Source organism: Neobacillus rhizosphaerae, from assembly GCF_050477885.1.
In the GTDB taxonomy this organism is placed as follows: Bacteria; Bacillota; Bacilli; order Bacillales; family Cytobacillaceae; genus Neobacillus; species Neobacillus rhizosphaerae_A.
In genome coordinates this window covers 1-25,409 of sequence record NZ_JBCNAC010000081.1, presented here as the reverse complement: position 1 = coordinate 25,409, position 25,409 = coordinate 1, and the positions used below count along the sequence as shown (strand labels likewise).

Annotated in this window: 22 protein-coding genes and 3 pseudogenes; 10 read left to right on the top strand and 15 right to left on the bottom strand. The window is 38.0% G+C overall.

What is annotated here, in order from left to right:
• Positions 1 to 294 precede the first annotated feature (294 nt).
• Positions 295 to 1,203: a nuclease-related domain-containing protein gene (locus tag ABES03_RS10895; protein WP_430117312.1), complete on the bottom strand. Its 909-nt coding sequence runs from the start codon at positions 1,201 to 1,203 to the stop codon at positions 295 to 297.
• 119 nt (positions 1,204 to 1,322) lie between these two features.
• Between ABES03_RS10895 and ABES03_RS10890 the strand changes: the two genes are divergently transcribed.
• Positions 1,323 to 1,601: a hypothetical protein gene (locus ABES03_RS10890; protein ID WP_430117311.1), complete on the top strand. Its 279-nt coding sequence runs from the start codon at positions 1,323 to 1,325 to the stop codon at positions 1,599 to 1,601.
• A 50-nt stretch (positions 1,602 to 1,651) separates the two neighbouring features.
• On the top strand, positions 1,652 to 3,736 hold the full coding sequence (locus ABES03_RS10885; protein ID WP_430117310.1) for a serine hydrolase: 2,085 nt from the start codon (positions 1,652 to 1,654) through the stop codon (positions 3,734 to 3,736).
• 106 nt (positions 3,737 to 3,842) lie between these two features.
• Here the strand turns inward: ABES03_RS10885 and ABES03_RS10880 are convergent, their stop codons facing one another.
• Positions 3,843 to 5,033, bottom strand: a complete 1,191-nt coding sequence (locus ABES03_RS10880) for an MFS transporter (protein ID WP_430117309.1) — start codon at positions 5,031 to 5,033, stop codon at positions 3,843 to 3,845.
• 362 nt (positions 5,034 to 5,395) lie between these two features.
• On the opposite strand from ABES03_RS10880, the gene ABES03_RS10875 reads away from it, so the two are divergent.
• Positions 5,396 to 6,907 (top strand): malate:quinone oxidoreductase, encoded by a 1,512-nt coding sequence (locus ABES03_RS10875; RefSeq protein WP_430117308.1) that lies wholly within the window; start codon positions 5,396 to 5,398, stop codon positions 6,905 to 6,907.
• Between the two features lie 138 nt (positions 6,908 to 7,045).
• Here the strand turns inward: ABES03_RS10875 and ABES03_RS10870 are convergent, their stop codons facing one another.
• From ABES03_RS10870 to ABES03_RS10855, 4 genes are all read right to left on the bottom strand, one after another.
• Positions 7,046 to 8,509 (bottom strand): L,D-transpeptidase family protein, encoded by a 1,464-nt coding sequence (locus ABES03_RS10870; RefSeq protein ID WP_430117307.1) that lies wholly within the window; start codon positions 8,507 to 8,509, stop codon positions 7,046 to 7,048.
• Between the two features lie 693 nt (positions 8,510 to 9,202).
• On the bottom strand, positions 9,203 to 9,646 hold the full coding sequence (locus tag ABES03_RS10865; RefSeq protein WP_430117306.1) for a GNAT family N-acetyltransferase: 444 nt from the start codon (positions 9,644 to 9,646) through the stop codon (positions 9,203 to 9,205).
• 90 nt (positions 9,647 to 9,736) lie between these two features.
• Positions 9,737 to 9,961, bottom strand: a complete 225-nt coding sequence (locus ABES03_RS10860) for a hypothetical protein (protein ID WP_430117305.1) — start codon at positions 9,959 to 9,961, stop codon at positions 9,737 to 9,739.
• 3 nt (positions 9,962 to 9,964) lie between these two features.
• Positions 9,965 to 10,285 (bottom strand): YbjQ family protein, encoded by a 321-nt coding sequence (locus ABES03_RS10855; protein WP_430117304.1) that lies wholly within the window; start codon positions 10,283 to 10,285, stop codon positions 9,965 to 9,967.
• Between the two features lie 231 nt (positions 10,286 to 10,516).
• Between ABES03_RS10855 and ABES03_RS10850 the strand changes: the two genes are divergently transcribed.
• Entirely contained in the window at positions 10,517 to 11,086 is a 570-nt protein-coding gene (locus ABES03_RS10850; RefSeq protein ID WP_430117303.1) for a hypothetical protein, read from the top strand.
• 101 nt (positions 11,087 to 11,187) lie between these two features.
• Here the strand turns inward: ABES03_RS10850 and ABES03_RS10845 are convergent, their stop codons facing one another.
• Positions 11,188 to 14,514 (bottom strand): polysaccharide deacetylase family protein, encoded by a 3,327-nt coding sequence (locus ABES03_RS10845; RefSeq protein WP_430117313.1) that lies wholly within the window; start codon positions 14,512 to 14,514, stop codon positions 11,188 to 11,190.
• A gap of 627 nt (positions 14,515 to 15,141) precedes the next feature.
• Here ABES03_RS10845 and ABES03_RS10840 point away from each other — a divergent pair.
• A pseudogene (locus ABES03_RS10840) lies at positions 15,142 to 15,315 on the top strand (ABC transporter permease); the annotation flags it as partial.
• A 101-nt stretch (positions 15,316 to 15,416) separates the two neighbouring features.
• Here ABES03_RS10840 and ABES03_RS10835 read toward each other — a convergent pair.
• On the bottom strand, positions 15,417 to 15,962 hold the full coding sequence (locus ABES03_RS10835; protein ID WP_430117302.1) for a pyridoxamine 5'-phosphate oxidase family protein: 546 nt from the start codon (positions 15,960 to 15,962) through the stop codon (positions 15,417 to 15,419).
• 55 nt (positions 15,963 to 16,017) lie between these two features.
• Here ABES03_RS10835 and ABES03_RS10830 point away from each other — a divergent pair, with 55 nt between their 5' ends.
• The gene (locus ABES03_RS10830; protein WP_430117301.1) at positions 16,018 to 17,466 is read left to right on the top strand and encodes a PLP-dependent aminotransferase family protein; all 1,449 of its coding nucleotides are present in this window, start codon (positions 16,018 to 16,020) and stop codon (positions 17,464 to 17,466) included.
• A 117-nt stretch (positions 17,467 to 17,583) separates the two neighbouring features.
• On the opposite strand, the gene ABES03_RS10825 is transcribed toward ABES03_RS10830, so the two are convergent.
• The 4 genes from ABES03_RS10825 to ABES03_RS10810 form a co-directional block, all read right to left on the bottom strand.
• The gene (locus ABES03_RS10825) at positions 17,584 to 18,243 is read right to left on the bottom strand and encodes a DUF2306 domain-containing protein (RefSeq protein ID WP_430117300.1); all 660 of its coding nucleotides are present in this window, start codon (positions 18,241 to 18,243) and stop codon (positions 17,584 to 17,586) included.
• A 20-nt stretch (positions 18,244 to 18,263) separates the two neighbouring features.
• Positions 18,264 to 18,770, bottom strand: a complete 507-nt coding sequence (locus ABES03_RS10820) for a GNAT family N-acetyltransferase (RefSeq protein WP_430117299.1) — start codon at positions 18,768 to 18,770, stop codon at positions 18,264 to 18,266.
• Between the two features lie 110 nt (positions 18,771 to 18,880).
• Positions 18,881 to 19,477, bottom strand: coding sequence for a TetR/AcrR family transcriptional regulator (locus ABES03_RS10815; protein ID WP_430117298.1), 597 nt, complete (start codon positions 19,475 to 19,477; stop codon positions 18,881 to 18,883).
• Between the two features lie 34 nt (positions 19,478 to 19,511).
• Complete coding sequence (locus ABES03_RS10810; protein ID WP_430117297.1) at positions 19,512 to 20,156, bottom strand: VC0807 family protein; 645 nt, start codon at positions 20,154 to 20,156, stop codon at positions 19,512 to 19,514.
• A gap of 302 nt (positions 20,157 to 20,458) precedes the next feature.
• Here ABES03_RS10810 and ABES03_RS10805 point away from each other — a divergent pair.
• Together ABES03_RS10805 and ABES03_RS10800 are read left to right on the top strand one after the other, a co-directional pair.
• Positions 20,459 to 20,560 (top strand): annotated as a pseudogene (locus tag ABES03_RS10805) (YaiI/YqxD family protein); the annotation flags it as partial.
• Positions 20,561 to 20,757: 197 nt separating this feature from the next.
• Entirely contained in the window at positions 20,758 to 20,949 is a 192-nt protein-coding gene (locus ABES03_RS10800) for a hypothetical protein (protein WP_430117296.1), read from the top strand.
• Between the two features lie 358 nt (positions 20,950 to 21,307).
• Here the strand turns inward: ABES03_RS10800 and ABES03_RS10795 are convergent, their stop codons facing one another.
• The 3 genes from ABES03_RS10795 to ABES03_RS10785 all read right to left on the bottom strand — a co-directional run bounded on the left by ABES03_RS10795 (position 21,308) and on the right by ABES03_RS10785 (position 23,954).
• A complete protein-coding gene (locus ABES03_RS10795) occupies positions 21,308 to 22,069 on the bottom strand; it encodes an SDR family oxidoreductase (RefSeq protein WP_430117295.1) in 762 nt (253 codons plus the stop codon).
• A gap of 16 nt (positions 22,070 to 22,085) precedes the next feature.
• Positions 22,086 to 23,108: a zinc-dependent alcohol dehydrogenase gene (locus ABES03_RS10790; RefSeq protein WP_430117294.1), complete on the bottom strand. Its 1,023-nt coding sequence runs from the start codon at positions 23,106 to 23,108 to the stop codon at positions 22,086 to 22,088.
• A gap of 156 nt (positions 23,109 to 23,264) precedes the next feature.
• Positions 23,265 to 23,954, bottom strand: coding sequence for a GntR family transcriptional regulator (locus tag ABES03_RS10785; protein ID WP_430117293.1), 690 nt, complete (start codon positions 23,952 to 23,954; stop codon positions 23,265 to 23,267).
• 309 nt (positions 23,955 to 24,263) lie between these two features.
• On the opposite strand from ABES03_RS10785, the gene ABES03_RS10780 reads away from it, so the two are divergent.
• The gene (locus ABES03_RS10780; protein ID WP_430117292.1) at positions 24,264 to 24,989 is read left to right on the top strand and encodes a GntR family transcriptional regulator; all 726 of its coding nucleotides are present in this window, start codon (positions 24,264 to 24,266) and stop codon (positions 24,987 to 24,989) included.
• A gap of 85 nt (positions 24,990 to 25,074) precedes the next feature.
• Positions 25,075 to 25,409: pseudogene (locus tag ABES03_RS10775) on the top strand (gluconate permease); the annotation flags it as partial.

Here is a 25,409-nt window from a genome sequence, read left to right as displayed (position 1 = left end):
AAGACTAGGCAACTTCTGACAGAGTAAGCGAAAAAAATAGAAACATTGTCAGAAGACTAGGCAACTTCTGACAGAGTAAGAGAAAAATATAGAAACACTGTCAGAAGACCAGGAAACTTCTGACAGAGTAAGCGAAAAAGATAGAAACATTGTCAGAAGACCAGGCAATTTCGGACAGTGCATTTAGAAAAAAACAAAACACTGTCAAATGGCCAACTAACTCCAGTCCAGGAAGGGCCAGAAAACCTTAATTAAGTATTAATAAATCAATAGTCATCATTCTAGTAGGTCAATTTATTTATAATAAGTATCGCTTGTACTTCCAAAAACCGTTAGGTGCTTCTTCAAAACCCTAATAAAAGTCCGTCTACTCAATTCTCCATTGCACCACTCATAGATACTTTGGGTAGTAACCTTTCGTTCAGGAAATAGAAGCTGAAACTCCTTAACATTCCTCAAAATAGCTAGTTCGATCTTTTCACGTCCTCCACACTTTCCGCATACAAGTTCATTGTATGATTTAGAAAGGTGAAAGGAATTACAAAAACAACAATACATCCCTTTTTGCTGCTGTTCATAGGTATACTCAGGTAGAATAGTGTGTGGATTCTTAGTTTGATGTAAAGAGAGTAATTGTTGGGCTAATTTCTTGTGCCCGTCATTCAACCTAGACGGTGTGTTATTAATATTTTTCAAAAATCCATTTACCTGTGTAGGAAAAATAGCAGGCAGGTCCATGGGGGCTTGGTATAAGGTGAATTCAGGGTTGATGAAGATAACGAGAGGTTCAACAAGGTAATTTAGCTTGAGGTTTTGAAGCAGTTGGCGGAATAGAATCGTACTTCTTTTTAACTGGTCGAAAGGGTTCTTCCATTCTCGGTCAGTTTTCATTGCAATAAATTTATTATCCTTTATGTAAAAATCCCCTTGAAAATTTTTAATATCTAAAAGATGGATACCCCCTTGTGAAATAATCAATTTATCAAGTTGAAAATGGGAGTTATTTACTTTAAGAAGCAAGCTATTGATAATAAATCTTTCTTCTTTAAGGAGTTCTGCCATTTGGTCAAACTTCTTTTCCCCTTCAAAACCTTTTTCAAGGTTTAGATATTGGAATTTTTCTTGATCACTTAACTCCATTCGCGTGTTTAAGTACCGCATAGTCAATAATTCATCCGATTCATATAGATTTTTAAGTATCATATGACACTTCCCTTCATATTCTCAATGCTAATTTTACAAAAAAAAAAGCGAGATACGATTTAAGGAATATGAATATTCTGTTAACATTTTAACAAGTTAGATAAATACAGGAGGAATATATGAAACTATATCTAATAATCAGCCAAATCCTATATGCACTTTCTCTGATTCCTTGGTTTGTCATCTGGGGATTGTCATTCATGAGCTTCGACAGTGGGGTGAATCTAGCTAATGGCTCGTTTGTTCTTGCCATTACGTTATATCCGGTTGCTGTAATCATCTGTTCCATTTTAGCTTGGGTGTTCCGTTTAAAAAAGAGAAGATTTTCAATCATCATTAATTTACTTCCATTGCTATGGATCTTAGCTTTTATCGGTTTCATGGGATTAAACAATTAAAGTTACGCAAAAAATCAACCTGTCTCTAAATTAAGAGACAGGTTATTTCTATGAGTATAGTAAATACTATTAATATGAATAGAGGTGCAGTATTATATAATAAGATTCATAGATTAGCAGGAAAGGATAATGAGATGAAATCTTATAAGAAACTAGTTGCATGTGCCTTAGTAGGAATGGCCATGCTAATGTATGGAAAAGCTCCTGTAAAGGCATCAACCGTATTAGGATCCGATGTAGCCAATTATATTTCTTCTAGAAGTAACACGGTTTCCGTTGGCGTTTACGATGCAAACACAGGCAAAACATATACATACAATCCTTCAAAAACCTACTATACTCAAAGTGTTGTGAAAATTTCAATTATGGCAGACGTACTTTATCAAAAAATCCCTATTACTAGTAATGTGAATTCATTATTAACTAGAATGATTGAAAATAGTGATAACAGTGCGGCAAGTACGCTATGGCGACAACTTGGCAGCGAAACAAATGTCCAGCCCTTTTTTCAAAAAGTAGGGATGACAAGTACCATTGCAGGTACTGGCGGTTGGTGGGGAAGAACCACGACAACTGTTTCGGACCAACTTACCATGATGAAATATTTTGCCTATCCTAATGCCTTATTAACGGATTCACAAAGAGCATATGGTCTAAATCTAATGCGGCACGTAGTATCAGACCAACGCTGGGGGACAAGCTATGGAATTCCATCAGGGGTTAGTGTGGCGTTAAAAAATGGCTGGGTCACTACTGGAAAAAATGTAAATAGTGTGGGATACATTAATGGACAAGGGAGAAATTATGTGATTGCTGTTCTGACAGCGAATAATCCATCCCTGTCCTATGGAATCGATACTATTAGTAAAATATCAAGTATGGTTTGGAATGAAATTCAACCACAGGGTTGGGTATTTTCAAATGGAAAATGGTACTATTACACAACAAATGGAAAAGCCACTGGTTGGGTTCACTATAAGGGGCAATGGTATTACCTCGATTCAGCAGGTGTAATGAAAACGGGCTGGTTAAAGACAGGGAGCACATGGTACTACTTAAATATAGATGGCTCCATGAAGACTGGCTGGCTATATAATGGCAAGGCCTGGTATTTCCTTGATCAATCCGGAGCGATGAAAACAGGCTGGATCCAAACAAATAATAAATGGTATTACCTTCAATCTACCGGTGAAATGAAAACAGGCTGGCTGCTATCAGGCGGTGAGTGGTATTACCTCCAGCCTACTGGTGAAATGCGTACAGGTTGGACTTTAATTAAAAATAAATGGTACTACTTTAATCATTTGGGAGTAATGGAGACAGGCTGGCTGGAAGTATCAGGAAAGAAATATTACCTTTCAGATAGTGGAGCGATGATTACCAATTGGAAGGAAATCGAAGGAAAATGGTATTACTTCCAACAAGAGGGTCAAATGGTTGCCAATACGGTCATCCAAGGTTATAAACTAGGTTCAGACGGAGCATGGATTCAGATCAATTATCTCGCTTTAGGGGATTCATTAGCAGCAGGAATGACTCCACAAGGGCAAGACAGACCTGTGGTAAATGGAATAGACCCAGACTGGGGTTATCCAAATTACATTGCCAAGGATTTTACAAAATCTTATCAACTGCTCAAATTTGTAAATCTAGGTGTTTCCGGTTATAAAACGGATAATATCATAACAGATTTAGAGAAGGACGCTGTTCAACAAGAAATTAAAAGCGCCACTCATCTTACCATTGATATTGGGGCCAATGATTTGCTTCCGGTGGTTCAAAAGGATCCAATGGCAGCAAAAAATGAGATTCCGGTCATTGCTGGAAAAATCAGCACTATTCTAGGGACTATTGATCAACTTAATCCCAATGTTAAGGTCTATGTAATGGGCTATTACAACCCATTCCCATATATAATCGATCCTCAACAAAAAGAGTTGGTTAATCAATTAGTTCAAGGTTTTAATGCTCAAATTCAAGCTCAGGCGGTTCAGCATGGTGATACATTTGTTCCGACAGCTCAAGCGATAAATGGTAGTCATTTTGCAGATTATATTCCAAATCCGCAAAACATTCATCTAAGTCTACCAGGTTATGAAGTTGTAGCAGAGGAATTTTGGAAGGTCATGCAGTAACAGAAGTAGTTTTTACTAAAATGAATATTGAAAAACAGCGGTGCTTTAAAGGCACCGCTGTTTTTTTGCATCAAACTATTCAAAAGTAAGGTTTGCCGCTTCACCCTTAAGCCAGTTTCTTCTGCTTGAGGTCTAAACGATGGCTGAAGAAAGTGAGCAAACTCGCACAGATCGCAACCACTCCACCGACAAGTGTCACATTGATTAAAGTTCCTCCATGGTAGACAATTCCGCCTAATGCAGAACCAAGGGCAATACCAACATTGCTTGCGACAGGCATCAATGAAGCAGCGAGTCCCGTTGCTTTCGGCTGATAGATACCCGCAAGGTCGATTAAATAAAGCTGGGTTGAGGTGGTTAAAAGAATGGCCATTAATGACATCAAGCCGATGTTTACCAGACCAAAGATAAAGTTATTGGTCGTCCAGTATAGAGCAACCAGGACAAATGCTTGTAATAGGAAAACAAACCGCAGGCGTCCGATCGGATTGTGGCTGGCAATTTTACCAGCAAGGATGTTGCTAAAAATAGAAATAAATCCGTATCCAAACAAGATCAAACTGATGGAACTACTTGGTGCTTCCATCTCTTTGAGGATTGGAACAAGATACGTAAAAACGGCATATGTCCCTCCGAATCCAAGTGATGGAATAAAGAAAGCCATTAAGATTCGGGGGTGTGTCAACAATGAAAATTGATCCCGCATCGAGCTGCGATATTGGCTGAGCTTACTTGGCAGGTTGATGAAAGAGGCCACAAAGGCTACTCCACCGAGAACAGTGGTTAACATAAAAGTGGCATGCCAAGTGTACCATTCAGCGATTACAGTACCGATGGGAACTCCAACCACGTTTGCTAGTGTAAATCCACCGAAAACGAAGGATATGGCGATACCACGTTTGGCAACAGGGATGGTTTCACTAGCCACAATCATGGAAAGTGAGATTAATACCCCTGTTACAATCGCTGTCACCATCCGAATGACAAGGAGCATAAGGTAACTTTTCGAAAGAACGCTCAATGCATTTAAGACGATAAATGCTCCGATTAAAAACAACATCCACTTCCGCTTTGGAAAATGGCTTGTGGCCGACATCACGATGGGTGTAGCAATGGCAAACGTAATGGCAAATGCAGAAACAAGTGTACCTGCCTTTGCATTTGTTATATGAAGGTTCGAGGAAATATCCGTTAAGATCCCAACGATCACAAACTCGCTTGTCCCAAGAACAAATGTTAATAAGGTAAGTGTGAAAATAAGAAACCAATGTTGCTTAGATAATGCTGTGTCTTGCATAAATACCTCTTTTCTTGATGAATGAAGATGTAATAGGATAGGTAAACAATTTACTCATCATACCATAAAACAATTTTCCGGAGGAACCCTTATATTTAAAAAAAATACTTGAATTATATGGTAGAAAAAATGGTTTTTGGATGTATTAGGGACACAGTGGGATGATTTCTCACTTTTTTACTGAGTTTAAATAGTTTATAATTATTAGATAATAGTAGATAATTGAATCTATAAATAATTATAATAGACTAATGAGTGTTTATAAATGAAACAGATACGATGTGTTCTTAGGTGGGGCCCTGCTTTTTGTAACATCTAAGCTAGAGCGACTAACATTTTTTTTGCAAATATACGGAGTAAGGATGGTTATCATGAGCAACGTACAGAAAACAGCAGACGTTATCTTAATTGGTGCCGGGGTCATGAGCGCGACTTTGGGATCATTACTAAAAGAGTTAGCACCGGAATGGGAAATTAAAGTGTTCGAGAAACTCGAAAATGCTGGAGAAGAAAGCTCAAACGAATGGAATAATGCGGGTACGGGTCATGCTGCACTGTGTGAGCTTAACTATACTTCCGAAAAACCGGACGGATCTATTGATATTAGCAAAGCAATAAAAATTAATGAACAGTTTCAGCTTTCTAGACAGTTTTGGTCTTATCTTGTAAACAAGGATTTGATTCGTAATCCACAGGATTTTATCATGCCACTACCTCATATGAGTTTAGTACTAGGGGAACAAAATGTATCGTTTTTGAAAAATAGATTTAAAGCGCTATCAAAAAATCCTCTGTTTCAAGGAATGGAATTTTCTGATGACCCTGAAAAACTGAAAGAATGGATTCCGTTGATCATGGAAGGCCGTACATCGAATGAACCAATAGCGGCTACAAAAATTGACTCTGGAACAGACGTTAACTTTGGTGCTTTAACACGCATGTTGTTTGACCACTTAAAGACTCAAAACGTTGAAATCAATTACAATCATCAAGTGGATGATATTAAACGGACAAGCGACGGCTTATGGGAATTGAAAGTATGGAATATGGCTACCGGTAACATCGAACGCCATACGGCCAAATTCATCTTTATCGGCGGTGGAGGAGGAAGTCTACCTCTACTACAAAAAACCGGAATTCCTGAGTCAAAGCATATCGGAGGGTTTCCAGTAAGCGGACTATTTATGGTATGTAACAATCCGGAAGTTGTGGAGCAACATCATGCAAAAGTATACGGTAAAGCTAAGGTTGGCGCTCCTCCAATGTCTGTTCCGCATTTAGATACAAGATTTATCGACAATAAAAAATCATTACTGTTTGGACCGTTTGCCGGTTTCTCACCAAAGTTCTTAAAAACTGGTTCGAATTTGGATTTGTTAGGTTCCGTAAAACCGGATAATCTTCTCACTATGTTAGCTGCAGGTGTAAAAGAGTTGTCTCTGACAAAATATCTGATCCAGCAAGTGTTGTTATCGAATGAAAAGCGCATGGAAGAATTACGCGAGTTTATTCCGAACGCCAAAATGGAGGACTGGGATATAGTGGTAGCGGGCCAACGTGTGCAAGTGATCAAGGATACAGAGGCCGGTGGTAAAGGAACACTTCAATTCGGAACGGAAGTTATTAGTGCCGCTGATGGCTCGGTAGCTGCTTTGCTCGGCGCTTCTCCGGGTGCTTCTACTGCCGTTCACGTAATGCTTGAGGTATTAGAAAAATGCTTCCCACAACATTTTGAAGAGTGGGAATCGAAAATAGTAGAAATGATCCCTTCTTATGGCATGTCACTAATGGAAAATCCAGAGATGTTCAAGAAAATTGATACATCAACAGCGAAGACGCTGGGTCTGAGCGTAAAAGAGATGGTTCATAGTTAATTCTTTAGATGTATAACGAGTGGGAAGTTACTGCTAGTTTAATAGTTGCTTACCGTACAATGGGTTTTTACAAAAGAACAAAAAAATCAGGAAATCATTAACGATTTCCTGATTTTTTATGATTGAGATTGCCATTTTTTAATAGATAACCACCGGCTCATAGGTACTGAGGTTTTCATACACGGTTTTCATGACATTTGGCGGTGTATTGACGCAGCCATGCGATCCTGCATTTAGATAGGCACTGCTTGACCAGCTTGATCGCCAGCTGGCATCGTGGAACCCTTGTCCGTCGTTTGTAAAAGGTGCCCAATAATTAACTTTTACAGAATAACTTTCATCTCCTCCGAGTTCTCTGCCTGTTAGTGTGGAAGGTGATCGTTTATATAGGACATACCACACGCCTTTTGATGTATCATTACCGGTGCTGTGTTTGCCGGTCACAACATTTGTTGTGACTATTAATTTACCTTTTTTGTAAATCCAAATTCGCTGTTCAGCAATGGACACTTCAGCATACGTATCCCCAATACCACTGTTCGTAGTCGTTTCATAGCCGTAACCTTCATTCTTCCAGCCATGTCCGATAATATTAGAAGCAGCAATGGATTTCGCTCCGTTTTCAAAAGCTGCCTGAATCTGGGCGGTTTCTTTCTCTACATCTAATGCCCAGCCATATCCTTGTCCTTTTACCTGAACAACTGAACCAGAATGGGTTTTAAAGCTGAAATTTTTATTTAAAGTGGATTGAGTATGATTAATTTCAGCAATCTTATTCTTAATATCAGCCGCGTCAATCGTTACCTTCATGTCTTTTGAAACAGAGGCATTTTTAATTAGTTCGCTGGCATTTAGTGAATAAACTTTATTCTGTACCTTATAATCTACAGTTTGCTGAAGAAGTTCCTGCAGCTTTTTCTCTTCATTTTTTACAATTTCACTGTCTTCCTTAATTGGTTGTATGAAGGCAGAATTCAGATGAATTTCACTTGTATATTCATGATTTTCATAGTCTTTTAATAGATTAGCCACATCATATTGCTCTCCGCTAATACTTTTAGAGATGACAACTTTACCTTGTTCTAAAGTAACCTCTGCATCTTTAGGCACTTTTAAATCCTTATTAAGGGCGACCAGCTTTTCTTCCACTTGTTTTTTCAGCGTCTGGCTTCGATACTGATCCGTTTGGTGAGGCAGTAATGAAAAGTTCTTTGATTTTAATGAAGGAAAAAATGTCCGTTGGTTGCTTAATAGTTTTTTGACAGCTAACAAATCTTTATCTGAAAATACCATCTTCGTATCTTTTCCATCTAAGATTTGTTGTTCACCGACATAAACAATGTTTTTTAAATTAGCTGTTTTTAATTTTTTAAGAGCTTGATCAGCGGTCAGTCCCTTGACTTTTATACCATTTATCTTGATCTGTGCATTAAAGTGGGTTGCTTGATAATAGCTGATTGAGCCCAATATAATTACAATAATAATGATTATGCTGGTTGTGATAACCTTCCAGTTCGAAGACCGCTTAGATGATTGTCTCCGTGGTATATTACTTTCTTCCATATTTAATGAACTTTCCATATAAAATTCCCCCCGTAACATGGTGGACTTGTTTCAATGTTCACCAACTTTAAACTGCATCCTAAGATTACAATTATATTACATTATTATAACTTTTGATTACTATTCTACAAGATGTTTTAGTCGAAGTTTGTCATTATTTGTTTGGTTGGAGAAATTTAATATTTTATTTGTTATTCATTCACTCATATTAGCAAAAGATTCGGAGATTTATAACACGTATTTAAGTCGTTCAAATTCAATCAGAGCGGGTCTATCCTTCATAGAAGGGATGAAGGACATTTTCATGGTTTCCAAGAAGAGAGTTGTCCTTCATAGAGGGGATGAAGGACATTTTCATGGTTTCCAAAAAGAGATCTGTCCTTCATAGAGAGGATGAAGGACATTTTCATGATTTCCAAGAAGAGATCTGTCCTTCATAAAGAGGATGAAGGACATTTTCGTGGTTTCCAAGAAGGGTTTTGTCCTTCATAGGGGGGATGAAGGACATTTTCATGGTTTCCAAGAAGGGTTTTGTCCTTCATAGAGGAATGAAGGACATTTTTATGGTTTCCAAGAAGGTTTTTGTCCTTCATAGAGATGATGAAGGACATTTCCCCAGTCTCCGAGAAGAGATTTGTCCTTCATAACTATAGGTAATCGTTAGTGTGAGAGTTACGGAGAACCGTAACAAAGAAAAAGCTGACATGGTATTTGCATTGTCAGCTTTTCAGGTTAAAACGAAAACCGCGATACTTGTTCATCTCCGATAATTAATCCGTCTATTTCTTGGAAACCTGCTTTTTCATATACACGTTTTGCGTGTTCATTAGTCGGGACATAAGACAGCGTGATGGTTTGATGGCGATCCTCTTTCATATTCCGAATATCGTCTATCACTAGTTTAATCGCTTCAATCCCGTATCCTTTCCCTTGATGCTTTTGATCAATCATCATGCGATAAATCCAGTACTCATGGTCGTCTTCGTCAATTCCAAAAAGGGTGAAGCCAATCATTTCCTCGCCATGATAGATTCCTTTTGCATGGAAATTCTCAAGAAAATTTAACTGGGCAAGGGATACCGCATTGGATGCCACAAACTTTACTTGATCTTCTCGAACGCGTAGTGAAATCGCCTTCCACCAATTGTCTTTTGTAATCGTTTTTAAATGCAGCATACTTTCTCTTTCCCTTCAAAAATACAATGATTCAAGTGAAAAGGAGTCTGGCTAGTTAAAATCATGCCAGGGCTCCTTTTTAAGTCATGCTTATTCTTCTTTATAAAATCGCTCTCCGGTCTCCACATTGAAGTAGACTACTAATCTTTTATTTGTAGTAGGATCGATGGAAATCTCATTTGTTCGGACAAAGCCTTTAGGCACCTTTTGACCGTGTTTTGCTTTGAAGCGCCGGTCCCAAATGAGCCACGATCCGATGATTAAGATAATCAGCACTAAAAGTTGGATACCGTAAAAGCTAATAACCCATTTCATTGGTTATACCTTTTCCACAATAACAGCTGTTCCATAAGCTACAATTTCACTCATATTTTGGCCAATTTCACCTGAGTCAAAGCGCATCATAATGATTGCGTTTGCCCCCATTGACGTAGCGTTTTTCACCATACGGTCGATTGCTTGTTTTCTAGCATCTTCAAGCATTTCTGTATACTGACTGATTTCTCCGCCAATTAGACCCTTAAAAGAAGCAATGATATCTTTCCCAATTCCTCTTGCCCTAACAGTTAATCCGAATACTGGACCTAACACTTCTGTAACTTTATGATTAGCAATATTTTCGGTTGTTACAATAATCATAGGAATCCGCCCCTTAACAAAAATAAATACTACATGTTTATTTTACTTTGCTTTGGATATAAATACCATTAATTATTAAATCAACACTTATTTAAGCTTAAATTGATTATTCCCATTAATGGATGAGAATGATTTGATGCATTCCAAAATTCTAATTTTACTACCCCCATAATACATTTTGTTACATTCGTATTATTCTAATATGAATAAACAACTCACGAGGGGAATAGCATGAAAAAACTAACCAAGGGTGCCCTTACCATGGTGTTAGCAGGAGCTGTTACGTTTTCTGTTACCAACGCCTTATTAGCCACCCCACCCGCTAAACAATTGAAAGAAAAAATTGCTTCAACAATAACCGGGGACCGAAAAATAACGGATGTAACCAAAGAAAAAACGGTAGAAGTTCAAACGCCAACAACGAATGTTAAAGATCGGCAAACCAAGATTTCTCATAATATAGATTCTTTCCAAGTGGCATTAAAAAATAGAAACAAGAGTGATAGGTTCATTGCAGCCAATCAACCGAATACTAAGGAATCTATAACTAATCCTGCCAAAGCTAATGCAACAACAACTACAACGCCTGCTGCACCAACGATACCTGCAACTAGCACAAAAACAACAACGCCAACAAATACATCAATGACACCAACCTCGACCACTACACCAACGACGACGGGTGCTAATACACCAAGTACTACAACGCCTTCTAACTATGGGCAAGAAGTTTCTCAAGCTGCAAAAGAAAAGGCTGCGAGTCGCCAGGATAAAAAAGAAAACAACGGAAAGAAAATGTAGTTTTTTTAAAAGGGATCACCAAAAGATGGTGGTCCTTTTTGGTTATAAGTCAAAATAAAAAGGTCTTTCCCAAACTGGGAAAGACCTCTGTAAAGACTCCATTACATATATTCCTTAACCTTCACGGTAGAGGTCTCCTGAGTTACATTACCATTTCTTTTTAGTTTATTCCAACCAACTGTTACTCCCATTATTGCTGAGAGGATAGATTTTACCACCACGTAAGTCATAAGCTGCTTGTACAAAATTCGTTGCAAAAACAATGAACCCAGTGGTTTAGGACTTTCTTTCTCCAATCGAAACGCGTATAGAGAAGTAAAGAAATCTAGCAAGTAGAATAAGAAAAATCCGATGGCTGCTCTTCCAGGGTGCGTGCTAAGAAGGGCGAAAATGAACAAAATATCCGCAATAGGCGATATAGTTTGATAAATATATTGGAAAATCCACATATTGGGAAGGCCGATAAATCCTAATGATTTATGTTTTTTATTAAATAAAGCCCCACGATGCTTCCATAGGCATTGTAACGTACCATAAACCCATCGGTATCGCTGTTTTGCTAGGCTTTTAATATCTTCTGGTACTTCTGTAAAGGCATAAGCCCTTTCTTCAAATTCTATCCTTTTCCCTTGGCGTAAAAGAGTAAGAGTGATATCAGTATCTTCTGCCAATGTATCCTCTTTATAGTATCCTGCTTCTTGTACGGCTGTCTTTCTCCATGCACCGATTGCACCTGGTACAACCGTAATGCAATTAAGAGCGGCAAAGGCCCTTCTCTCTAGATTAAACCCTGTCACATATTCAATATGCTGCCAGTTTGTAAGAAGGTTCCCCTTATTGCCAACCTTGACATTACCAGAAACAGCTGCAACATCTTCATCTTTAAAATGTTTAACTAGCAAGGAGATGGCATTTTCAGCGATAAGTGTATCAGCGTCAAGTGCGACCACGATTTCTCCTTTTGCTTCTTTAAAACCAAGATTAACAGCGGAAGATTTTCCCCCATTGGATTTTTTAATTAATCTGATTTGAGGGTGGTTTGCATAAGTATTTTGAACAGCAGTAGCCGTTTCATCCTTTGATCCATCGTCGATAAGCAGCACCTCAAAAGCTGGGTAATCACTGGATAAGATAGAATCAACCGTTTTGCAAATTACTTTTTCTTCGTTATAGGCAGCAATCACGACACTGACAAAAGGTGTAAAGCCTGGATCAATCTTAATCTCTTTATAGTTTTTTACCTGCTTCCTAGAAAGGAAAACAAAGACAACTAGCCGTAGGATCCCTAAAAGGATAGCGGAGTAGAACAGGAAGTTTAATCCTGAGTGCCAACCTTGAATGAACATGAATACAGCCTTGTTATAAACAAAATATGTGTTGTCCTGATTAGCAGGGGGCATAATCTGTGTATTACTTTTTTCAAGTAAATCAGCAACGGTAGTAAATGTATAGCCGCGCTTCTTAAGTTCTTTAATAATAATTGGTAATGCTTTTACCGTATTGGAGCGATCTCCGCCAGCATCGTGAAGCAAAATCACATTTCCTTCTGGCAGCTGATCCAATACCCGTTTCACTATTTTCTCGCTAGAAAGTGCTTGCCAATCGTCAGAGTCAATTGTTTCACCAACTAAGGTATACCCCATATCCTGTGACTGCAATATAGGAGCCAGTTCGCTTCTTGTGGCTGGTTCGGCATCGGCCACATACGGCGGACGAAAAAGGGTTAGCGAATGACCAGTAATTTCTTGAAACAAACGTTGGGTTGCATTTAACTCCATTCTCATTTGAAATGGGGTGATGGAGGTAACATCGGAATGGGTAAAGGTATGGTTGCCGATTTCATGTCCTTTATTAAATACCCTTTTAACCAGTTCCGGATGCTTCATAGCATTTTCTCCGATAATAAAGAAAGTTCCCTTTATATAATTTTTATCTAAAATGTCGAGTATTTGTGGTGTATAGGTTGGATCCGGACCGTCATCAAAGGTTAGGACTACTTCCTTACGTTTTGGCTTTCCATACCGAGCCAGATTAAAGGGCTTTGGTAATTTTTCATAGGTTTCGCTTTGAATCAGTCCGTTCGAATCCAATTTAATCGATCTTTTTCCTTTTTCTGCTTGAGAATTAATTCTCAAAATTTCTCCTGCCCCTGTATTATGAACAGGCTTAGGATTGACCAAGGTTTTAAGGGCAGTGGCTGGATTTTGCATTTCCTTTGGTTTATTTATATATTTCCAAATAGAAGGATCTTCAGACCCGAGACGCCATACCGCAATGCCACTTGAGCCAATTCCTTCCGCTACCTTCATTTGATTATAAAATGTAGCAGCATCTAAAAACCAAACAATATGGTTTTTCCCCTTTATTTTGTACCTTAAATAAGGGTTGCCTTCTTGTTGATTCCAATAGATTTGAAGGTTGGCTCCAATTCCTAAATCCATGATATCCCCGAAGGAAACCGTTTTTGCAGGCTGATTAGAGTTTAATTCCCAGTCGTAACCATAGCTTCCCAGACCCGCAATCAATTTTTCGGAAGGGATATCTAGCTGGTCTAAGCTCATCTTTACCCAATCAGATGGAGCAACAGGCCCAGGTGTACTCAACGAGTTATGCTGGTCATATAGCATGACAATCATCCGATCCACGTTAGCTGCTAAAGAAGCATAGTTAAAACTATTATTCTTCGGCGGGACATCTATTGTGACCATAAGACCATGCTGATGAAATGTTTCTGAAACTTTACCAATAAAACGAGTGAAATGTTCTTTGTCATTTGGATTGATTTCTTCAAAGTCTATATTAATACCGTCAAAGTCATTCGTTCTCACATAAGCTAACAACTTATTAATAAAAAGATCTTCAGCACCAGGTGTAGTAAATAATCGATGCAGTGTATCACCATCCCATTTGTTATTATTGAAATTATGAACTAATGGGAGAATCTTTATATCATGTGCTTTTGCGTCTGCCACAATAGAGCTGTCTGTGGCGGTTTTAAGGGTAAGACTAGGAGTAATCTGCAGCCACTCTGGAACTAATGTTGTAATCGAATTGATATTTTTTTTGAAAGAAGTTTGGCTGTTTTTGTCCCAATTGACGTAAAAACCATAAACTTCTTGTTTACTAGATAGTAGTTTTTTATCCGTATTTTTTTGTATAAGCGGGCCGGCATTCGTTTTTTGTACTTGTGAAGCAAGCTCTTCTTCACTGAACATTGTATTAATCGGCTCGATCTCGCTTGTTGTACTCTTCTTCAATTGCAGCTCATGAAATATCGGATTCGTAGTAAGGCTTTTGATAAAAATTGTCGACACTAAAACAATTAAAACCATAAAGCCAGCACTCATTCTTTTGATAATGGTCCAGCGTCTTTTTGCAGGATCAAGAAAAACATGTTCTTGATTTAATTCCCCTTTTTTAAGTCCCAAATTGTAAAACCAGTGGAAGAAAAAATAGCAGACAAGACCAATCAATCCTCCAATGACACCTGAAACAATACTTTGTGAATGTTGGATTTTAGTCTTTAAGGCAGAAAATAGCCAATAATCTTCGAATATACGTAAATCCAGGATGGGTAAATCACGAATATTGGGTATAAAAATCGTAATCAACGTGCCAAGGAACAAGGCGACGATATTAAGACGGAACAAAAGTGAAAAAGCAAGCAATAATGGAATTCTAAAACTATTTAAAGGTAAAAAGGCCAGAAAAAAACCGAGTGTACTTGCAACCGCTCCTGCATTTCCAGTGACAGGTGCAAACAGTGATCTAACAACCCACCTAAAAATTCGATTCACATAGACTCCTCCCTCTAGATGTAGTATCAAGAAATGTATAACTATAAAAATAAAGGTGTGAATTGGAAGTTATCTTTAAAGTAGTCCATTCAACAAAATACGACTAACATAAAAAGCTTAGGTTATCATTTTAAGATTTTGGGGGTTGATAGAAAAAAGTCTTTTCATTTTTAAATGGTAATGGAGGATATTTTTGTTTATGAAAAAAGGCCTGCTTCATAGATCAATACGAACTAAAAAACAGCTTTCTAATCCTGATGGCTCCAGTGGGTTGTAAAAGTAAATCCACTTTCACATTTAATCACAGCTGTCAGAGAACTGGTCAATAACAGACATATTGGGTGGGATTTTTCCATTTCCCTCATTGGAGCTACTATTATAGTGGTAATTTTTGCACCAATAACAGTGCGTGCTTATATGCGAAGGACTTAAAAAAGGGGGACAATGCATCGTGTAGCATTGTCCCCCTATTTAGTCCCATCTCATTTGGATTGTGTTTCTTATTCGAAATGATGTATAGATTACAGAAAATTTTAGATGTCCATCTCAACGTTCCTGCCTGGGTAGAAAGACAATTGCGGATCCAATTGATTTTCTTTTGCTGTTCGTACGCTGGGAGTAAGTCTAAAAACAACTGTATGACTCCCTAGAGAGGAGCGGTATTTCTCAACATGGGATTGTGAAAGGTCTTTATCGTAGTAGCCGGGTACGTACTTATCCAGCATGCCCTGCATTGCCGAGGTAGCTTCTTTTAAATCACATACCGTTTCTAGTACTCCGAACAGCATCACACTCATGTAAGCAGTATCTGTTTTGGCGGGTATAGGACTTACCATGGTTCCGTAATCTTCAGATACTGTGAAACAACAGTTGGGATTGGCATGAATCAAATTTATTTTTCTCCCTTGCGCCGCTCCATGAAAATACAAAGCTTCATTCATCCAGATAAAGTTCAAAGGAACAACATAAGGAAGCTCCCCATCAGTTAATCCAAGGTAACCCGTCCGTGCTTGGCTTAAAAACTGATCAATACGCTTATCATCTGTACAGATTAATTTTTCTTGGCGGATCGTATGCATTTTTCATCCCATCTTTCTTTATAAGTGATAAAATCATTTTAGGAAATTTCTGTACATGATAAAAGTGACAGAATTAAAAAGTTTAATAGGGACAGATGGAGGAGTAACAGTGGAACTTACCCCATTTTTACATAGGGAGTTGTCAGAGCCGTTATACAGCCAGTTGTATCATTGGATTAAGAAGGAAATTGAAGAAGATAGGCTCTTGCCAGGAATGAAGATGCCATCAATTCGCCAGCTAACGTCTCATTTAAAGGTCAGCCGGAACACGGTTGAAGCAGCATATCAGCAGCTACAATCAGAGGGATACCTCGAAAGTGTCCCTAAAAGTGGAATATGGGTAGCTGAGATTGAGAAACCTTCACTGCATCCGATTGAGGTGGTACATCCTATTATGATGGAATGTAAGCCAGCAAGCGAAGTTCTTGTGGATTTTGAATATGGAAATGTCGATCTTGACAAATTTCCCTTGAAGCAGTGGAAGAAATGTCTGTCAGACGCTGTTGATCAAGAGAACAACTGGTTATTTGAGTATAGTGAAAAACAAGGTGAGTTTGCATTGAGGCGGGAGATTTCAACCTATTTACTCCAATCAAGAGGTGTACGCTCTACACCAGAACAGATTCTTATAACGGCCGGAACACAAACTTCCATGGCGTTGATCTGCCGTCTTTTAGCACTCCGGGAACAAACCGTGGCCATGGAAGAACCGGGTTATAGTGGAGTACGATCTGTCTTTGAAGACCAGGGATGCTATATTGAACCCGTGCCTCTTGAAAAGGACGGATTGTCAGTGGAGCATATTCAAACGAGCAGGGCAAAAGCCGTATATTTAACCCCTTCTCACCAATTTCCATTTGGTATGGTTCTGTCCATATCGAAAAGAATGCGATTACTAAAATGGGCTTATCAAACTGGGGGATACATTATTGAGGATGATTATGACGGCGAGTTTCGATACCGGGGACAACCAATTCCTTCGCTAAAATCCTTGGATGAAGAGGAAAAGGTAATTTATTTAGGTACATTTTCTAAATCATTTCTTCCTTCAGTCCGGTTAAGTTATATCGTATTTCCACCTTCTCTAATGGTTCAATATTCACGAATGTTCGCGGATTACAACCAATCTGTCTCTCCTATTATTCAGAGGGCTATGGCCCTGTTCATGCAATCTGGAGAATTCGAAAGGCATATTCGAAGAATGCGCAAGCTGTATCAAAGAAAACATCAGGCTCTGTTAAGGAGTATTGAACAATATATGGGCACTAAAGTAAAAATTGTTGGAGAAAAGTCAGGCTTGCATATCATATTGAAACTAAAAGACGTAACAACCTTCGAGCTGATTGAAAATGGTCTACAGAAGGGGGTCAAAGTTTATTCCCCGTTAAGGTTTTGGCTTAAACCAACCCCCGAAGGTAATTCCTATATCATGTTAGGATTTGGAGGATTATCAATTGAAGAAATTGAAAAAGGAGTCAAATTACTCGCTAGCTGCCTCCCATGAAGGGAAGATAGGTTGTATGTTGAAAAAATCAGGCGAATTTCTCACCTGATTTTTTCCTTTACAGCCTTATACTATTAACGCTTAATACCATCCATTCTTTTTCATCCTTAACTCCACCTACTCATTAATGATTTTTTTATCATAATTTATTATCGATTTATTTTTTCCTTTTTTTCTTTTCCATTCAACAAAAAGGAGATTTAAAGCAATAGCAAGGTAAACGGCTATCGGAAAACTGATGGAAGCATCCCAAAGAATAGAGAAAGGGATGACAATTATTCTAAAGGAAACAAAGACCCATGTGATGGCATAACTTCTGAGAATCCAAGTTTTATGTGAGGGTATTCTTTTTTGAAATCCGCGAAGGACGCCCATAGCTGTTGTTCCAAGCCAAAAGGCATTCAACACAAGGAAGGCAATCATAGTTGACCGGCCACCTGTAGAAAAGAGAGAAATGTATGGAACCAATAATACATTTATAAATATGGTAACCCCATAAATTTTCCCTAAATTCCGATGTAGCTTTGGGTTTTTACGACTCATTTTCGTTAATTGAAACGGACCGATTGCCAGTGCAATTGTACCAAGAATAATATGAGGATAGAAAAAGGCTTCCCAAACGGGCAAATTAAAGTTTACGTCTTCCATTTTTCCTTTCACCATTGGTGCATTTTCGGTCCCAATTACAAAAAACATTACGAATATATAAGCGCTGAATAGTAGAACAGTAAAATAAAGACCAATTACAGCCAGATTTAACTTTTTGCTTTTTTTCACAGACATATCCTCCTATTAATCTATATTTGAATGATTTTTTCAAAACATAAGTATGGCACTTTTCTTAATGGAAACCTGATAGCCCCTCTTATTTGATAACCAGCTTTTTCATACATCCCAACGGCAGCCGGGTTTTGGGAATACACATCTAAACGAATGCTGGTATGTCCTTTTTCCAAGGCAAATTCTTCAGCAAAGTTTAGTAGTCTTTTTCCTATACCCTTACCTTGATGGAAGGGATGGACAGCTAATCGATGAACGATTAATGGACTGCCTGTTTGATCTTCCCACTGAAGTTTCAAATACTGTTGACTTTCGTTTGTATCGAGAACAATGGCACCAATAAGGTGATTTTCCTCTTTGATTCCAAAAAGGGTTCCGTTTTTTAAATCATTTTTCATAACAAAACGGTTCGGATAAAAACGGTCCCATTGATCGATACCGTTTTTTCTTAAATCAGAAGTGATGGCAGCGTAAAACTGCTTCACTTCGGGTAATTCTTGTACTCCTATTGATACGAATTCCATGATGACCACCTCTGGTTCTAAAAAGTAAACCGACGGTCGGTATGTTTATGGAGTGGGACAATCCTTATACGGATTTTGCCCAACATCCTTCATTTTTTTAATCGTTTACTCTATGACAATGTCTGAATGAGTAATTTAAAAATATCACTTGTTCCTACTTGTTCATCTTCAGAAGAGGAAAGAATTTGCGTTACCCTAAGGCCATATGAAAAAGTCATAAATAAGGTAGCCATTTTCTCAGCGTCGATTTTTGGGGGAATCACCCCATTTTGTTGTCCCAGCTCAATCCATTGAACACCAGTTGCCTTACTATATTGGTAAACACTTTTTAAAATACTTTTAACTTTTTCATCATCCTGGCTTAACAGGTAAACGAATATTAGATTCCCTACATCATTTGGATTCTGTCTACTATGGAAAAATTGAGTGGCCATCCCAAACCGTCCAGCGTCAGGGGCAGCCCCCATCGAATGGCTGATCAACTGATTAAATTTTTCATTCACTTGTTCTATTTTGGTTTTTAAAATAAGCCCAAACAATTCATCTTTGCTAGCAACGTAATGATAAATGGCCCCTTTAGAAAGCCCCGTTCTTTCAATAATGTCTTTGAGTGTCGTATTCCTGCAGCCTTTTTCCAGAATAAGTTCCTCAGTTGCTAATAAGATATTCTGAAAGCTTGGGTTATCATGAGAAGTTGGATTAGACATTTTCTGTACCTTCCTTATACAATTTCTGGATGCATCATTTTACATTCATTATTAAATCTAAGCGAGTTTTTGCGTATCGGCGATAGATGACAGTCCATAAAATCGTTACCCCGAGCACACTGTAGAAGATGATTTGTGAAACAGCTAAGAAAGCAGAAATCGAGAGTTCATACACAAGAATTGTTTTGATAACTGCTTCTGCTAAGAGGGCAATGCCCCACACAGCAGTCATTAATCGGATGACAAAACGAAAATAGGAGAACTCCCAATTATTCGCAAATTTGCCCTTCTGTTCTGACTCATCATTTGAACTGAATTTAATGGCAAAATGATAAATGAGCGGTTTGGAATAGAAGAGGGAACCAATAAAGATTAGACCTAATATTCCCGTTACTAATGATTCTCTCATTAAAATCAATTTCTCATTACCGCCAAGTAAAAACGCCAATAAGCTAAGAACGAAAGCTGTCAGCATAAACAGTCCAAAAGCATCAGCTTTCCTATGTTTCACAATGTGATAAAGATTATCCAGCAATGGAACCATCGTTGCAAGTAGCAATGAAACAAAACTTGAGAAATGACCCAAGAGTAAATTATATACGGCAACAGGTACGAGTCCATTTATTAAGATACTGACGATAACAGATTGAATAACCTTTCTTTTAGAGCTTATGTTCATTTTATCTCTCCTTACTTTCCTGTATTTATATTCCAATCATACAAACCGACCGTCGGTTTGTCAAATTATTTTTTATAAAAACTACATAAGGTTATTCTTGTGGCCGCCTTAATGAAATCTGTAAAGAGAGGGATGATCTATTGAAGCGAACGGCAGAAACTCTTGTTTATTTTTAAACAAGAGCACCGTTCCTCTACTTACATGGTTTGACAGAAGCTCAATTTATTAATAGTATCACTATTAATTCGAACTTCTTTACAGGAGAGATTTAGATGGAAATTTATGTTGATGCATATGCTTGTCGAAAAAGCGGAAAGTGAACAAAGGGACCCAAGGCTTTTACAGCAGAAGATCGGGAGCAATCTAGGAGGTTTTTTAAACAAGTTATTTCTCGTTATGAATAACCAAGGTTTAGTCTCCTTATTTAAATGTTTCAAGGGGCACTTGGACGGGGGAGTATAACTAGCTATTAGATTACATACCTTACTTTGAAAATGAGGTTTGGATGATTTTTATAAAAATTATATATGATTCGGATCAAATAAAGTTTATTAATGCTATACTTGGGGAACGGATTGGGTTCTGAAAGGAGATAAATATTTTGAAGTATATAAAATCGCAAATGCAACAGCTAATCAAGGATAATAAAGAATTGCATGCACGCTTTAAAGAGATGAAGGCAGAACACGGCCTTGAAAAAAGCAATGCCCTCAAGGCTTTGTACCATTCAGAAGTTGCTGACGGAGGAAAGTACCAGTTAGCCTACCAAGCACTTGACCACCCCATAAAGTAGACTCAATTAAGGCTTTGAGGGGAAAATCGATCCGTCTTTTTCCTTTTTCTGATTAAGAAGCAATTTTCAAAATTTCTCCTGTCCCTGTATTGTGAACAGGCTCAGGATTGACCAAGGTGTTAAGTTTATCGATTTGAAATTATTCATGATACACCAAGTGGAGCGAGATCTACTAAAGTTGTAAGGTATTATTTATAACAGTTAATCATTTATTTTCGTATTAACCGTGGTGCACGTATCATAAATAACTACGGGTTTTTATTGGTTGCCGACCACCACAATAAAAAGCACGCAACTGGCACAAATTATGCGCCATTCTGCATGCTTCGATTGATGATGCTCTATGCTATTACTTTAGTTATCTACCTAGCCATCCACCATCGACAGCTAATAAATGCCCATGTACATAATTCGATGCATCTGATGCAAGGTACACAACTGTCCCTTTAAAATCTTCAGGATTTCCCCAACGACCAGAGGGGATTCGCTCGAGAATTTGTCGATTACGTGTTTCATCATGTATGAGTGCCGTATTCATGTCTGTGGCAATATATCCTGGGACAATTGCATTGACATTCACATTATGCTTGGCCCATTCATTCGATAATGCTTTCGTTAACTGAGCCACGCCACCTTTGGCTGCAGCATATGCAGGAACGGTCAATCCGCCTTGATAGGAGAGTAAGGATGCCATATTAATGATTTTCCCCTTTCCGTTTGGCACCATATAGCGACCAGCCTGCTGACAAAGAAGCCATACTGTCTTTAAGTTAACATTTATCACATCATCCCAATCTTGTTCTGAGAAATCTACAGAAGGCGAACGGCGTTGGATGCCTGCATTATTGACTAAAATATCAATTTTGCCAAAATGCGAAACCACAGTAGGAATGGCAGCTTTTACTTGTTCGACATTTTCTAAATCACAAGGAACAATCAAACATTTTCTACCTAAAGCTTCGATTTCTTCCTTTACGTCAGATTGTTCAGGGGAACGTTGAAGGAGGGCAATATCTGCACCCGCCTCTGCTAAAGAGAGAGCGATTGAACGTCCAATTCCTCTAGTAGCTCCCGTGATAGCTGCCACTTTTCCATCTAGTTTAAATAATTCGAGTACCATCTTTGCTCCTCCTCAATCAATTAGGCTGAAATAATATTTTTAAAGAAACATCGGGATTTTCCATTAACTTAAACCCTTCAGCAATTTGCTCTAGCGGTAACTTATGAGAAATAAATGGAGAAACATCAATCTTTCCACTGGCCATTAGTTGAATAGCTGTTTTAAAATCACTTCCACTGTAGCATCTCGTAGTGGCCATTGAAATTTCTTTAAAGTGCATTCCTGCTAAATTTACGGCTGGCGCTTGTTTGTATACGCTAACGACCATAATTTGTCCTTGAATTTTGCTTACTTCAACCATTTGCTTAGCCGTAATTTGTGTACCAGCCACTTCAAAAACAATATCTGCACCAATCCCATTTGTTAGCGATAAAACTTCTTCCGTAACATCTACAGCTTTAGCATCCAATGCGGTAAAACCTAGTTCTCTTGCTTTTTCCAATCGGTAAGGACTAATATCGGAAACGATGATTTGATTCGCCCCAGCCTGTTTCGCCATTAGGCCAATGAGTAAACCAATTGGGCCTGCACCTAAAATGACAACATCATCGCCTACCTTAAGATTGGAGCGTCTTACAGTGTGAACAGCCACTGCCACGGGCTCCGCTAAGGCTGCGTGGGCATCTGATAATCCCACAGGAATCACATGAAGTCGATATAGAGGAACTGCTGCGTATTCTGCAAATCCACCATGCATATCGATACCAATGAGCTTTAATGTTTTACAAACATGAGATTGTCCAGACGTACAGGCTTCACACGTTCCGCAGCTAAGAGTTGGTTCGATAACCACGCGGTCTCCAACTGAAAATGCTGACTCTCCGTTCAATTCTTCAATGACACCGCTAAACTCATGGCCCATTGCTAGTGGTGCTTTTGCACGAGGGTGTTTTCCCGAATAAATCATCATATCGGTTCCACAAATTCCAGCATAAGATACTCGAATTAGGGCTTCCTCTTGTTTTAATGTTGGTTTATCAAGCTCACCAACCATTACATTTTTTTCTGATATAAACAAACCCGCCTTCATAACTGCCATTTTCATAACCTCCAATTATTTGTATTGTCTACTTGTCGACAAGTTAATTAATAAAGAAACATCTCTTTTAAAAAAAGATGCTAACCCTTCTTGTCCACTTGTCGACAAGTTAATCAATAAAGGAACATCTCTTTTTTAAAAAAAAGATGTTAACCTTCAATTATCCTGGTTCATTTTTAAAAGGGTTTCACTAACAGTTTTACGAGTATCTTTAAAATGTTCTTGAATAATTTTTTCAATAAGATGAAAATCTTTTGAAACAAGAGCTTTGACGATTAATCTGTGTTTTTCAATAAGAGGTTCGATTTCATGCGTTTTTCCTACAAATCTTTTTCCTGTTGCCACTAATAGAGCTGTTAGTACGATTTCTCGTATACTATTCCATAGATGCGAAATTCTTGTATGGTTGATCCCCAAAATCATTTCTTCATGGAAACATAGGTCCTGATAAGAAAATTCAATAAAGTCCTGGTGCTTACCCGCTAATTCCATCTTGTCGATGATTTTATTAAGGGTGGCCACTAATGGCTCATGGTCAATCTGGGAAAGACGTTGCAATACAAAGCTTTCAATCATAAAACGAACATCATTTAGTTCATCGATATCCTTTGACGTTAAGCCTAATACCACAGCACCCATCCTTTCTAAACGGATTAACCCTTCCCCAGAAAGCGTTCGTAAGGCCTCTCTAACTGGTGATCGACTAGTCCCGAATTCAGATGCAATCTGATTTTCAGATAATAATGCGCCTGGATGAATACTGCCACTAATAATTTGCAATCTTAACTCACTTACGATCTTTTCCCCAAGTGAAGCCCTTTGTAGCCATGATGATGGATATTGCATACCTTTCAACTCTCCCTATAAGTCTACTCGAAAAGATTTCCTTCTTATAAGGTTAATATAGAGGAAAAAATCCAGAATGGAAATAAAACCTCAAAACGCATAAGAATCGTGTATTTTGCCGTGTACTTGTATACAAGTAAAAGTTTACGGAATATTGATAATCATGTCAATAAAAATATGTAAGCGTTTTATATAAAGACATAAAGGAGTTGGTTTTAAAATTCAAATGAATAAAAGCGCTTGCATTTTGAAAAATCTGTTTTATAATACTTGTATACATGTATAGTTGTTCTAAAAGGAGGTGAGTTCTTGAACGAAACGAAGGAATTTCTATATCCCACAAAATGGCTTTCAAAAGCTTCCACTGGTGAGCGTGTAACATGCGAGCTTAGAATGCAAATTATTTCTGGCTTAATTGAAAGCGGTACCATCTTATCGGAAAATAAATTAGCAGAAGAATACAATGTAAGTCGTTCACCCATTCGGGAAGCATTAAAAATACTAGCCTCTGAAAATATGATTCGATTAGAAAGAATGGGTGCAGTTGTTATTGGTTTAACAAAGAAAGAAATAGAAGAAATCTATGATGTACGTATACTAATAGAAACGTTTGTTTTTGAACGGCTTGTAAAAATAGATACTACAGGGTTAGTGAGAGAACTTAGTAAAATACTTGAAATGATGGAAATTGCCATAAAATACAAAGATGCAGATGAGTTCTCCTTTCAAGATGTTTTATTCCATGAAACGATTATTCGTTCGATTGGTCATTCATACATTTTGCTAATATGGAATAATGCAAAACCTGTTATGGAAAGTTTAATTCTATTATCGATGCGAGCCCGTCTCGAAGAAAAATATGATGATTTTGAACGGATTATGGAAAATCATCAGCTGTATATTGATGCCATAAATTCAAAAAATCGAGACCTTATGATCAAGTCATTACATCAAAACTTTGATGATGTTCAAGGTAAAGTTGAAGACTTTTGGATGTCACAACAAATGCTATCTAGAGAGCAAAAAATTGACTAGCTATATATAGGTTTAGGTATTTTAGGCCTTTATGCAACAAGGATAAAAATAATAAAAATATAGAAATATTTTTGGGGGAAATAACATGCCATTAGTAATAGTAGCAATAGGGATTTTAGCTTTACTCGTATTAATCATGGGCTTTAAATTAAACACCTTCATTTCACTGATCGTTGTCTCATTCGGTGTGGCTATAGCACTTGGAATGAAATTAGATGAAATCATCGCAACTATTGAGGCTGGATTAGGCGGAACACTCGGACATATAGCATTAATCTTCGGACTTGGTGCTATGCTGGGTAAATTAATTGCAGATTCAGGTGGCGCGCAGCGAATTGCGATGACTCTTGTTAATAAATTTGGCGAAAAGAATATCCAGTGGGCTGTAGTGGCTGCTTCTTTCATTATCGGTATTGCTTT